This window comes from Pseudomonas sp. B6001 (assembly GCF_013386015.1).
Taxonomy (GTDB): Bacteria; Pseudomonadota; Gammaproteobacteria; order Pseudomonadales; family Pseudomonadaceae; genus Aquipseudomonas.
The window spans coordinates 53,052-65,212 of sequence record NZ_JACAOX010000018.1 but is presented as its reverse complement, the minus strand read 5'-3'; the positions used below and the strand labels follow the sequence as shown (position 1 = coordinate 65,212).

Here is a 12,161-nt window from a genome sequence, read left to right as displayed (position 1 = left end):
AACGGGTTGGTGCACTGTGCGTATATGTTTTTTTGCTAATATGTCCGCTCACGCTAATTGGCGCGAGATGTTTGATAAAGTTGAGTTTTATCGGGTTGATATTCGAATTCTCAAGGAGCTCGGACACGAAGTCGTTCTGTCCGGGACGCCGGGCACATTAGATTGGAAAGCGGATCTCTATTTTTGTTGGTGGTGGGGGCATTCGCCGCTTCCGTTGCTCGCCGGAAAACTCCGTCGTCGGCCGGTAATTGTAACTGGGGCCTTTGACTACTCCACCTGCCGGAAAGAAATCCCGGGTCTGTGTTATCTGGACCGTCCGCTATGGCAGAAGGCAGTACTGCGTACCTCGCTGTTATTAGCCGATCGAAACCTGTTCATCTCAAGATCGGAGTGTGAGGAAGTCACAACCAACCTGCCGGTGAGAAACCCCGTGTACGCAACGCTGGCGATTGATACAGATTACTATTCTCCTGGCGAGCTTCCGGCGGTTGGATCGAATTACTTTTTTACGGTGACCTGGACCAGTCGTACGAACGCCATTCGTAAAGGGCTGATTCCGACGATTGAGGCGTTTGCAAAGGTTTCGGCTAACGCAAGTCATCTTCGCCTGGTTGTTGCTGGCAAACATGGTGACTACCTGCAGGAACTAAAAGACCTGGCGCAGCGCCTGGGTGTGGCAGACAAGGTGGAGTTTGTCGGGATGATTTCCGATGAAGAAAAGCTGCACCACTACCGCAATTGCCTGGCCTATGTTCAACCAACGCTCTATGAAGGTTTCGGGCATGCGATCGGCGAAGCGCTGGCGTGTGGCGCGCGAGTGATCACGTCGCCTCGGGGCGCGGTGCCTGAGGTCGCGGGTAACTTCGCTTACTGGGTTCAACCAGATAGCCAGGAAGAAATTGCTGCGGCCATGGAGACGGTTGTCGCCACGCCGACTTGCGCTGAAGATGCCAAAGCCAGGCATCAGTGGATTTCTTCCAATTATTCCATCGCAGCTCGTCGTGTGGCGCTTAAAAATGTCCTGGATTCCTTGTCGCTGGTGAAATAAAGGAGAGCTTCGTTGATAGTGTTTATAAAGATTCATGGTGGTAGCGTGTGTTGAATCGTCTGATCAGCATGTTTGAAAGTTCGAAGCTGTTACAGCTGATCGTTATTACTGCCTGTATTCAAGGTGGGGTAATAATAAGTCAGTTTTTGATCACGCCTTGGGTTGATCCGTCGGTCGTCGGCGTGGTGCGCTCGCTGGAAACAATTATTGCTCTTGTCGTACTGGCAGGAAGTTTGGGCATGCAAAGCATCGCGATTCGCGATACGGCGGCGAGTCATGGTACTTCTCGTCAAAGTGAAGTGCTTCGGCAAGTGTTTTTGTTGGTCGGGATCGCTTCAGGTGTCGTGATTGCTGGTATATACGTCGCGCATGAGTTTGTGCTGACCTCTGCGATTAGTTCTTATGTTTTTACAACCTGTGGCTTGGTGCTGTTGACTAATTTGCTTCGTGTAACGACTGGCTTTGCTCAGGGGGCGAAGGCGATACGCGAGATCTACTTCGTTCTGATGCTGGTTGCCGGGGCGGGCGTTATTCTGCATGTTGTGTTGACGAAGTTGTATGGTATCCAGGGCTGGATGGCCGCTCGTTATCTTGGTGAGTTCTTTTGTCTCGCTGCCGTTTGGTGGAAACTGCGAGCGCATATCTTTCTGGCGCTTGATTTTCGCCAGGTGAACGGGCGCGAATTAATGACAACGGCCAAGTCCGGTGTCATTGTCAATGCCAGCCTGTTTGTTCGTCTGTTGGTGGATAGTCTGCCTGTCCTGATGTTGACTGCTTATCATGTGAAAACCGACGAGATCGGTTTTTTTGGTATTGCTATATTGAGCCTTATTCTTGGCTTGCTGCCATTGGCAATCATTGCACAAAGGGCCCTTCCTGAGTTGGTCGAGGTCATCCATGATAAAAGCGAGTTGCGCGAAAGGTATCATGCATTCTCAAAAAGCATGTTAAAGATCTCATCCACGGTTGCTTTGCTGTTGATCCTTTGCTCTTGTATATGGTTGGTGTGTGTGGGCGGTGTTTATAAGCAGACGGCCATGTATATCATTGTGTTGGCGTTGACGTTGCCCCTGAAGGCTATGGCTCTTGCTTGCGGTACAATACTGGTCGCATTGCGTGTTTTTAGTTTAAGCCTTAAAACCAATATTGTAGAGGGCTTGCTTGTTCTTTTAATTCTATACGTCGGTATCCCTGTTTTGGATGCTTGGGCTGGCGTTTTGGGGTATGTGGTTGGTGCTGTTTTGTCCGCCGTGCTGCTTCTGATTGCGGTGAGAGTCCGCCTCGCTGATTTATGACCCAAGAGGTTGATACCTTGGAAGAAAAATATTTAGGGCCTGAGCACTTGCGAGTCCCGCTTGAAAAAAAAGCGTTTGATTGTTTTGGCGTTGGCTTTTTCTTTTTGGTGATCTGGTTTGCAGGCGTTATTGTCCCATTATATCCCTTTATCATGGGGTTTGATGGGTTTAGTCAGTTTTGGGAGTTTGCCTTTTTCGATAAGCAGAGTTCTATTGACTATGCCATTTTGCTGTATGCCGGGGCTTTGATTTTTGTTTTGATGGGGTGTTGGTTAGGACGGAAAACGCATTTTAATTTTCCCGTCGGGATACGCTACATAGTAGGTCCAAGGATTTTTTCGCAACGGGCCTTAGGTTTTTCGTTAGTGGCGCTGCTGGCGTTTACAACTATTCTTGTAATCCTAGGCGGGGTCTCGGGGTTGCTTCAAGGTGCCAGTGACAGGATAAGGGCGTTTGCAGGTTTGAACGGCTTGTTCCTCTTGGAGAACTTGCTGCTCTCTGTCTCGCTGGCCTGGTATATACGGTTGACCCGTGCCGGGAAGAAGTCACTTTCCGAGCGGTTTTGCTTCTGGTTATATTTTTTGGGCGGTTTGTTTATTTGCGCTCTCCAGGGTCAGAAATCGACAATTTTTATTATCGTATTGTCGCTGATTATAGTTCGGCATTACCGCGTTAAGCGTGTCAGTCTTGTAAAAGGAGCGGTGCTTGGGGTGGTGATGTTTGTTTCGCTGATGACCTATCACCTGTTTAAGCAGGAGTTTCTCGCGACAGGTAGATTCTTTTTCATTAACGAAGATCAAGGTGTTTTCCTGTCGTTCATTCATTTTTTGGCGACTCAGTTTACGGGTAATCTAATGCAGTTGCAGACCATGACTGTGCTCATAGATGCTATGCCCGAGAGGCTGGAATGGCAGAATGGCACGACGCTGCTGATGGTTGTATTGATTTTAATACCTTCGGGTCTTTTCCCGAATAAGCCACTTACCGCAGCCGGGGTGTTTACAGGTGCCTTTTGGCCAGATAAATGGCTCATGGAAGGTACGACATTGCCGCCAGGTATTTTTGGTGAGCTTTATATGAACTTTGGCACGCTGGGCGTACTATTCGGCGGTTTTCTTCTTGGCGTTATAGGTGGGCGGCTTTATGGCGCAGTTGTCTATAACCCCCAAAGCGACCGAGCGTTAGGTCTTTATGCATTGGCGATCGCCTCCCTGCTTCACCTTTTTCGAGGGGAATTGGCGTCGGTCGCTCTTCTCATAGCGTCTATATGGCTTCCTTTTTTATTCTTGAGCTCAAAGCGCGAAGAGCCAGTCAATAACCCAATCTAGAGAAACTGATATGTGCGGAATTTTGGGCTACATTCACAACGGAACGCGGGAATCTATTGACTTCTCTTCAGCGCTTTCGTTTATTCGACGTCGTGGGCCTGATGATCAAGGCGTCTGGGCCGATACCGACGTTGGTGTATGGTTGGGCCAGGTGCGCCTTTCCATTCTCGATACCACTTCCGCCGGTCACCAACCCATGGTCTCTGCCGATGGGCGAGTGGTCATGGTGTTTAACGGTGAAATCTATAACTTTCGGGAGTTAAGGGCTCATCTCGAAGCGGCGGGGGATCATTTTTCCAGCCAGTCCGACTCCGAAGTATTGCTCGCACTGTTCTGTCGTTATGGGATTGAGTGTTTAAACCGTTTGAACGGGATTTTCGCGGTCGTATTCTGGGAACGCGACACCGAAACGCTTTGGGTGGCTCGAGATCAGATGGGCGTCAAACCCCTCTATATCCATTCCAGTGATGGTTGTTTTGCATTTTCAAGTGAAATGAAGGGCTTGATCCGAGGCGGCTTCAGTAAAACTGAAATCGACCCGCAAGCCGTACTCGCGCACCTTGGTTTTCTCTGGTCGCCGGGTGATCGGACGATCGTGCGGGATATCAAAAAGGTTTTACCTGGCCAAGCGTTATGCGTCCGTAATGGGCATATCGAGAAGAGCTGGTTTTACTACGAACTGCCGATTTCCGAGAAACCCCTGACAAAAACGGTTGCTGATGTCGCTGTTGATGTCGCCGATGCCGTCAGGACTGCCGTCCAGCGTCAGTTGGTGTCCGACGTACCCTTGGGTTCATTCTTGTCAGGCGGCTTGGACTCCAGTGCCATCGTCGCGTTCGCAGCGCAGGAAATGCGCGATAAGGGGCGGTTGCAGTGCTTCAGTATCCGTGTAGACAACGGCTCCACTGCGAACGAGGGGTTCGCCGATGACCTTCCGTACGCACAGCGCGTTGCCAAGCATCTGGATGTCGACCTGCATGTCGTAGGCGTCGGCGATGAGATGATGGATCGTCTGCCTGAAATGGTTTATCTGCTCGATGAACCTACGCCGGATCCGGCGGCGCTGAATGCGTTGTTCATCTCGGAACTGGCAAGCCAGAACGGCATCAAGGTTCTGCTGTCGGGTGCCGGGGGAGATGATATTTTCACGGGCTATCGTCGTCATTTCGCGTTGGCGCAAGAGCGTTGGTGGGGCGGAATGCCTCGACCGCTGCGTTCGGTTTTGGCCAGCAGTTCAAACCTGCTTCCTGCATCCTCTCCGCTGTCTCGTCGTCTCGGGAAGGCTTTTCGCTATGCGGACTTGCCTGCTGATGATCGCTTGATCAGTTATTTCCTCTGGCTTGAACCTGAACAGGCGTATGGCCTGTTGGCGCCAGACTTGCGACGCCAGCTGGCGGCCGATGATCTGTTTGCGCCGATGCGAGAAACACTTTCGCGGCTGCCTTCGGATGCCACGCCCCTTGATAAAATGCTCACCCTGGAGTGCAAGCATTTTCTCACCGATCACAATCTCAACTACACCGACAAGATGGGTATGGCGACGGGCGTCGAAGTGCGTGTGCCGCTGCTGGATCTTGACCTGGTCCGCCTGGCTGGCTCACTGCCATCGGATATCAAGCAAAAAGGCCGGGAAGGGAAATGGATTTTCAAGAAGGCCATGGAACCCTATCTGCCTCACGACGTCATCTACCGGCCCAAGACGGGCTTCGGCGTACCGCTTCGCAACTGGTTGCAAGGACGCCTGAAGCCTTTGGTCGATGAGGTGCTTTCTCCTGCATCCCTGCTGAAAAGGGGGATATTCGATCCCAAGGCGGTGGCGCATCTGATCGAAGCAGATCGTTCAGGCCGGATAGACGCTGCTTATACGTTGTTCGGCATCGTTTGCATGGAACTCTGGTGCAAACAGTATCTGGACGGCGATTTCGCCCTCGACGGTTGAGTGGGCGGCGACGCCACGGCCTTATCCGATGGTAGGATACATAGCTCTATACAAGTTTCTCAGTGATGAGTGAATTTTTAACTTTATTGGTGTGAATGCATGAAGCAGGTTGTTCAGAACATGGCTAGCGGTGAGACGTCATTGGTTAATGCACCCGCTCCCGCCGTTCGTAGTGGCACGCTAAAGATCCATACAACCAATACGCTGATTTCTGCCGGCACGGAACGCATGCTGGTAGGGTTTGGCCGTGCCAACTGGTTGGAAAAAGCTCGCCAGCAACCTGACAAGGTCCGCATGGTTCTGCAAAAGGTCCAGACCGATGGCTTGGCGACAACGGTGGAAGCCGTTCGCTCGAAGCTTGCGCAGCCGTTGCCGCTTGGATACTGCAACGTGGGTGTTGTGGGTGCCGTGGGCAATGATGTGTCCGGGTTCAAGCCGGGCGACCGTGTGGTTTCCAATGGTCCTCATGCCGATATCGTTGTTGTTCCCAAGAATCTGTGTGCCTTGATTCCGGACTCGGTCAGCGACGAAGCCGCTTCGTTTACCGTGCTTGCCAGCATCGGCTTGCAGGGCATTCGTCTGGCTCAGCCGACATTGGGTGAAACCTTTGTAGTCACCGGCGTAGGCCTGATCGGACTGATGACGGTCCAGCTCCTGCGGGCTCAAGGCTGCCGGGTACTTGCCGTTGACTTCGATGAGCAAAAGCTGGCATTGGCTCGCAGTTATGGCGCCGAAACCTGCAACCCCGGCAAGGGCGAAGATGTTGTTTCGGCGGGAATGACATTCAGCCGCGGAAGAGGGGTGGATGGCGTCATCATTACGGCGTCGACCAAGTCGTCCGACCCGGTCACCCAGGCGGCACACATGTGCCGTAAGCGTGGGCGCATTGTTCTGGTGGGGGTAACCGGGCTTGAGTTGAGTCGAGCCGACTTCTATGAGAAGGAACTGACATTCCAGGTTTCATGTTCTTACGGGCCTGGGCGCTACGATCCGAGTTACGAAGATCAAGGCAACGACTTCCCGATAGGTTTCGTTCGCTGGACTGAGCAGCGCAACTTCGAAGCCGTCCTGGACATGCTCGCCAGCGGCCAATTGGAGGTCAACTCGTTGATCTCCCATCGGGTTGCATTCGAAGACGCCGCGGATGCCTATCAGACGCTTACGACGGATAATTCGGCGCTGGGCATCATTCTTCAGTACACCTCGGAAGAGACCGAGCGAAACATCAAGGAGGTGGTGCTGGCACCTGGTGCGGTAGCCAGTTTCGACCCGGTCAAACCCGTGGTGGGCTTCATCGGTGCAGGAAACTATGCATCAAGAATGCTGATACCGGCATTCAAGGCCGCAGGGGCTCAGTTCCATACGATTGTGACTGCCGGTGGCATCAACGGTGTAATACACGGCAGCAAGGCCGGATTTGCACAAGCCTCGACTGATATCAGTGCGATGCTTGGCGAGAGCACGATCAACACTGTTGCAATTGTCACCCGGCACGACAGCCATGCCCGTTTTGTCGCGCAAGCGCTGGAGGCGGGTAAACATGTGTTCGTCGAAAAACCATTGGCAATTGAAGCCCAGGATCTGGCAACGGTTGAAGAGGCCTATCGAAAGGCTGTCGAACACGGGCTCAAGCCACATTTGATGGTGGGGTTCAATCGACGCTTTTCGCCGCAGGTGCAAAAGATGAAGGCGTTGCTCTCGGCTGTAAAAGAGCCCAAGTCTTTCATCATGACGATGAATGCCGGAGCGATTCCCGCAAATCACTGGACCCAGGACCCGTCAGTCGGCGGTGGGCGCATTATTGGCGAAGCGTGTCATTTCATCGACCTGATGCGTTTTCTCGCGGGCAGCAAAATTGTTTCGATCCAGGCCCGCAGAATGGGCGATACGCCTGCTGTTGCCATTACGGAAGATAAAGCGGCGATCACCCTGGGGTTTGAGGATGGCTCTTTCGGCACCATCCTCTATCTGGCCAATGGCGCTTCAAGCTTTCCAAAAGAGCGAGTTGAAGTTTTCGCTGCCGGACGCGTCCTGCAACTGGATAACTTCCGCAAGTTGAAGGGTTTCGGCTGGCCGGGCTTCAGCAAGCTGAATCTCTGGAAACAGAACAAGGGGCAAAGCGAGTGCGCTGCAGCTTTCCTGGCAGCGGTGCAAAACGGGGCGGTCACGCCGATCACTTCCGATGAGATTTTCGAAGTGGCGCGCGTGAGCATTGAAGTTGCCCGGATTCTGCGCGAGCAATGAGCCTTCTTCTTGTTAAAGCCAAAACTGCGATAGCTCTCGGTTTTGGCAATCTGGCGCGTGCATTGACGTATCGGCTCGGGGTCAAGACTGGCTTGAACCCGGTCCGACGCCTTCGGGCTGAAATTCCTCAAGGCCCGTTTTTTGCGGAAAGTGCGAGGCAGGCCGGCTCGTTGCCATGTGCGTCCCAATGGGATTCCCAGGTCCGGTATTTCGGGTTCTGGGAGTGCCCGGTATCGGACGCACCCCCTGACTGGCATTTGAATCCGCTGAATGGAGTTCGAGTGCCTGATCCCGGCAGGGAATGGTGGCGGATTCCTGATTTTGATGCCGCTGTCGGTGATATCAAGAATATCTGGGAAGCTTCGCGATTTGACTGGACGTTGGTCTTTGCCCAGAAGTCCTGTGTTGGCGGGTCTTCAGGGACGGCGCAGTTAAACGGTTGGTTGACGGATTGGTGTGTCAACAATCCTCCCTATTGCGGTCCGAACTGGAAGTGCGGTCAGGAGGCGTCCATTCGTGTCCTGCACCTGGCGATGAGTTCGGTCATTGTCGAACAGTTTGCCAACCCGTTGCCGGGGCTTGTGGATCTGGTCCGACTGCACCTCAAGCGTATCGAGCCGACGCTGAGCTATGCGATGGCTCAGGACAATAACCACGGGACTTCCGAGGCGGCTGCACTTTTTGTCGGCGGCAGTTGGTTGACCTCAAGCGGTTGCCCCGAGGGCGAACGCTGGCAGCGATTGGGGCGCAAATGGCTCGAAAACCGGGCCGCTCGGCTGATCGAGCAAGATGGCAGTTTCAGCCAGTACTCCGTCAATTATCATCGGGTGATGCTCGACACATTTTCCATGGTTGAAATCTGGAGAAACAAGCTGGGGCTCCCGGCGTTCTCCGCCACGTTCCAACTCAGGGCTCGCACAGCCGCGCATTGGTTATTTTCGTTGGTCGACGAGCACACTGGAGATGCTCCGAACATTGGCGCAAATGATGGTGCCCGGCTGCTGCCACTGACGGATACGGACTATCGCGACTTCAGGCCTTCGGTCCAGTTGTCCATGGCGTTGTTTGCCGGAAAGAGAGCCTATGAGGCGGCAGGTGAATGGGATTTGCCACTGCAATGGCTGCTGCTGCCCGGCCCATCGGCGGTAGCGGAGCGTCCAGGTAGCCAGCTGTATGATCAGGGTGGTTATGCATTGTTGCGGCGTGAACAAACCTTCGCTGTATTGCGCTACCCGCGCTTCCGGTTTCGCCCCAGCCAGGCCGATGCCCTGCATGTGGATCTATGGCGTGCAGGCATTAACCTGCTCCGGGATGCAGGTACCTTCAGCTACAACACCTCTGCCCAGTGGCTGAGTTATTTTCCGGGTACCGCCAGCCACAACACCCTTCAATTTGATGGGCGAGACCAGATGCCGAGGCTCAGCCGGTTTCTGTTCGGGGAGTGGTTGCGTACGCGCCAGGTCGAAAGCCTGGTTGAGCAGGCTGGAACAAGCGCCTGCGGCGCCACGTATATCGACGGTAACGGCGTCCGTCATAAGCGGCATGTGAGCCTGAGCGACACCGGCATGCTGGTCAGGGATGAATTTAGCGGATTCAAGGATCGTGCAGTTCTACGCTGGCGTTTGCAGCCGGGGGACTGGCGGCTTGAGGGCGACGTCCTGACCAACGGCTCCCATCGATTGTCGGTTGCAGGCAGCATGCCTATCGTGCGACGAGCGCTCGTCCAGGGTTGGGAGTCTCGTTACTACTTACAAAAAACTGAAGTGCCGGTGCTTGAGGTTGAGGTGACTTCGGCGGGCGTTTTGACTACGGAGTATCACTGGTAGACATGAAAGTCCTTTATTTTCATCAGCATTTTTCTACTCCGAAAGGAGCGACCGGTATCCGGTCCTATGAGATGGCCCGCCGCCTGGTTGCCAGGGGGCATCAGGTGACGATGGTCTGCGGCAGCTACGGTGGTGGCCAAACGGGGCTGGAAAGCCCTTTCGTTGGTGGAAAACGCAAAGGTACCGTCGACGGTATCGAGATCATCGAATTTGACCTGGCGTACTCCAACAGCGATGGCCTGTTCGTTCGAGCGCTCAGCTTTTTAAAGTTTGCAGTGCGCAGTATCGGTATTGCGCTAACCGAGCGTTACGACCTGGTCTTTGCGACCACGACGCCATTGACAGCCGGTATCCCCGGGATATTCGCCCGGTGGTTTCGCAATAAGCCGTTTGTATTTGAGGTCCGGGATCTCTGGCCCGAGCTGCCGAAAGCGATGGGCGTCATTCGTAATCCGGTAATCCTTGCCGCCATGTCTTTTCTTGAGTGGGCAAGTTATCGCTCGGCTCACCGGGTCATTGGATTGTCTCCAGGTATTGTGGATGGCATTGCGCACCGCGGTGTGGCGCGTGATCGAATCGAAATGATCCCAAACGGTTGTGACCTTGATATTTTCAACACGCCTGCTGAGCCATGGTTGCCGGCTGGAGTGGATAAAAGCCATCTGGTAGCGGTCTTCGCGGGTACTCATGGAGTGGCCAACAAGCTGGACGCGGTGCTCGATGCGGCTCGAGAGCTTAAACTGCGAAAGCGCGATGATATCCGGCTGGTTTTGATCGGGCAGGGCAAGCTCAAGCCCGCGCTTCAGAAGCGTGCAGCGGAAGAGCAGCTGGACAATGTGATATTTCATGACCCGGTGAACAAGGCCCGGTTGTCCGGTTTGATGGCCAGCGCGGACCTGGGGCTGCAGATATTGGCAAACGTACCGGCCTTTTACTACGGAACGTCGCCTAACAAGTTTTTCGACTATATCGCGTCAGGGTTGCCTGTTTTAAATAACTACCCGGGCTGGCTCGCCGAGATGATTTCCACCGAGAACTGCGGTTTTGTCGTACCTCCAGATGATGCTGCGCTTTTCGCAGATGCGTTGATACAGGCGGCAGATGATCGTGACGAGCTGCGGGCGAAGGGCGCACGAGGCAGAGAATTGGCGGTCAGAGAGTTTGACCGACGTAAATTGGCTGACCGGTTTGTGGATTGGCTGGAGGGTGTTGCCAGATGATCAAGCGTGGTTTTGATTTATTTGCGTCGTTGCTTGGACTAATTCTGCTTTCTCCGGTCATAGCAGTAATTGCCTGGAACATTCGCAAGAAATTGGGATCTCCCGTTCTGTTTCGTCAGGTTCGACCAGGTCGGAATGGCAAACCGTTCGAAATGATCAAGTTCCGTACGATGCGTGATGCTCATGACGCAAACGGTGAGCCTTTGCCAGACTCCCAGCGCATGACAGCCTTTGGCAGTTTTCTGCGATCCAGCAGCCTGGATGAATTGCCCGAGTTGTGGAATGTGGTCAAGGGCGATATGAGCCTGGTGGGCCCGCGACCGTTGCTGATGGAATACCTGCCTCTCTACAGCGCCGAACAATATCGTCGCCATGAGGTTCGCCCTGGCGTCAGCGGCTGGGCACAGGTCAACGGGCGCAACGCAATAGGCTGGGAAGAAAAGTTCAAGCTGGACACCTGGTATGTCGATAATCAGTCTTTTTGGCTGGATATGAAGGTGATTTTCCTGACGATCAAGAAAGTTCTGGTGCGTGACGGTATCAGTGCCGAAGGCGAAGCTACAGCATCGAAGTTCACGGGCTCCAAGCCATGAGCCGCCTTGCGGTGCTGGGTGCAAGCGGCCATGGCAAAGTCGTCGCGGATACGGCCGAATGCTGCGGTTGGGACACGATTGAATTCTTTGATGACGCCTGGCCCGGTTTGCTTCGAAATGGTGCCTGGAGCGTCGTAGGCAACACCGAGAGACTGTTGGCGGCTGTGCATGAATATGACGGTGTGTTGGTGGCGATCGGCAATAATCGGGTTCGCCAGGCAAAACTGGACCAGCTGAAGGCGGCAGGCGCTACGCTGGTAACGCTGCGCCATCCGGATTCAACCGTCAGCCGGTATGCCACGCTTGGTGAGGGGTCGGTGGTGTTTGCTGGCGCGGTGGTAAACGCCGATGCCAAAGTTGGCAGGGGCGCTATTCTCAATACGGGCAGCAGTGTCGACCACGATTGTCTATTGGGATCGTGTGTGCACATCAGCCCCGGCGCCCGGCTTGCAGGGGGCGTCTGCGTACAGGATCTGAGCTGGATTGGCATAGGTGCCTGCATACGACAACTTGTGAGCATCGGTTCACAGGTCATGGTTGGTGCGGGTGCCGTAGTTGTCAGAGACGTGCCAGACAAGGTTACGGTCGCCGGAGTGCCGGCCAGGTTATTGGACGGCTCTTGAAAAGTCGTCGCCGCGCGAACAGCGGATTGAGCGAATTGCAACGGG

Annotated in this window: 9 protein-coding genes; all 9 read left to right on the top strand. The window is 54.0% G+C overall.

The features are described 5' to 3' along the window. Positions 1-67: 67 nt before the first annotated feature. The 9 genes from HX821_RS31855 (at position 68) to HX821_RS19965 (ending at position 12,116) form a co-directional block, all read left to right on the top strand. Positions 68-1,048, top strand: a complete 981-nt coding sequence (locus HX821_RS31855) for a glycosyltransferase (protein WP_250884715.1) — start codon at positions 68-70, stop codon at positions 1,046-1,048. A 47-nt stretch (positions 1,049-1,095) separates the two neighbouring features. Beyond that, positions 1,096-2,343, top strand: coding sequence for a hypothetical protein (locus HX821_RS20000; RefSeq protein WP_177036269.1), 1,248 nt, complete (start codon positions 1,096-1,098; stop codon positions 2,341-2,343). Continuing rightward, positions 2,340-3,671, top strand: coding sequence for an O-antigen polymerase (locus HX821_RS19995; protein ID WP_177008092.1), 1,332 nt, complete (start codon positions 2,340-2,342; stop codon positions 3,669-3,671). The genes HX821_RS20000 and HX821_RS19995 overlap by 4 nt, the downstream gene beginning before the upstream one ends. Before the next feature lie 10 nt (positions 3,672-3,681). Beyond that, complete coding sequence (gene asnB / locus HX821_RS19990; RefSeq protein WP_177008091.1) at positions 3,682-5,610, top strand: asparagine synthase (glutamine-hydrolyzing); 1,929 nt, start codon at positions 3,682-3,684, stop codon at positions 5,608-5,610. A gap of 99 nt (positions 5,611-5,709) precedes the next feature. Beyond that, a complete protein-coding gene (locus tag HX821_RS19985) occupies positions 5,710-7,854 on the top strand; it encodes a bi-domain-containing oxidoreductase (RefSeq protein ID WP_177036268.1) in 2,145 nt (714 codons plus the stop codon). A 281-nt stretch (positions 7,855-8,135) separates the two neighbouring features. Next, entirely contained in the window at positions 8,136-9,680 is a 1,545-nt protein-coding gene (locus HX821_RS19980) for a heparinase II/III-family protein (RefSeq protein WP_371316171.1), read from the top strand. A gap of 2 nt (positions 9,681-9,682) precedes the next feature. Then, entirely contained in the window at positions 9,683-10,900 is a 1,218-nt protein-coding gene (locus HX821_RS19975) for a glycosyltransferase family 4 protein (protein ID WP_177008088.1), read from the top strand. Beyond that, the gene (locus HX821_RS19970) at positions 10,897-11,493 is read left to right on the top strand and encodes a sugar transferase (protein WP_177008087.1); all 597 of its coding nucleotides are present in this window, start codon (positions 10,897-10,899) and stop codon (positions 11,491-11,493) included. Before HX821_RS19975 ends, HX821_RS19970 begins: the two co-directional genes overlap by 4 nt. Next, complete coding sequence (locus HX821_RS19965) at positions 11,490-12,116, top strand: acetyltransferase (RefSeq protein WP_177008086.1); 627 nt, start codon at positions 11,490-11,492, stop codon at positions 12,114-12,116. The genes HX821_RS19970 and HX821_RS19965 overlap by 4 nt, the downstream gene beginning before the upstream one ends. The last annotated feature ends 45 nt before the right edge of the window (positions 12,117-12,161 follow it).

Bases quoted from the DNA above. Each gene is read 5' to 3' on its own strand.
- asnB (WP_177008091.1), top strand. From the start codon at position 3,682: ATGTGCGGAATTTTGGGCTACATTCACAACGGAACGCGGGAATCTATT.
- HX821_RS19970 (WP_177008087.1), top strand. From the start codon at position 10,897: ATGATCAAGCGTGGTTTTGATTTATTTGCGTCGTTGCTTGGACTAATT.
- HX821_RS19965 (WP_177008086.1), top strand. From the start codon at position 11,490: ATGAGCCGCCTTGCGGTGCTGGGTGCAAGCGGCCATGGCAAAGTCGTC.
- HX821_RS19995 (WP_177008092.1), top strand. From the start codon at position 2,340: ATGACCCAAGAGGTTGATACCTTGGAAGAAAAATATTTAGGGCCTGAG.
- HX821_RS19985 (WP_177036268.1), top strand. From the start codon at position 5,710: ATGAAGCAGGTTGTTCAGAACATGGCTAGCGGTGAGACGTCATTGGTT.
- HX821_RS19975 (WP_177008088.1), top strand. From the start codon at position 9,683: ATGAAAGTCCTTTATTTTCATCAGCATTTTTCTACTCCGAAAGGAGCG.
- HX821_RS31855 (WP_250884715.1), top strand. From the start codon at position 68: ATGTTTGATAAAGTTGAGTTTTATCGGGTTGATATTCGAATTCTCAAG.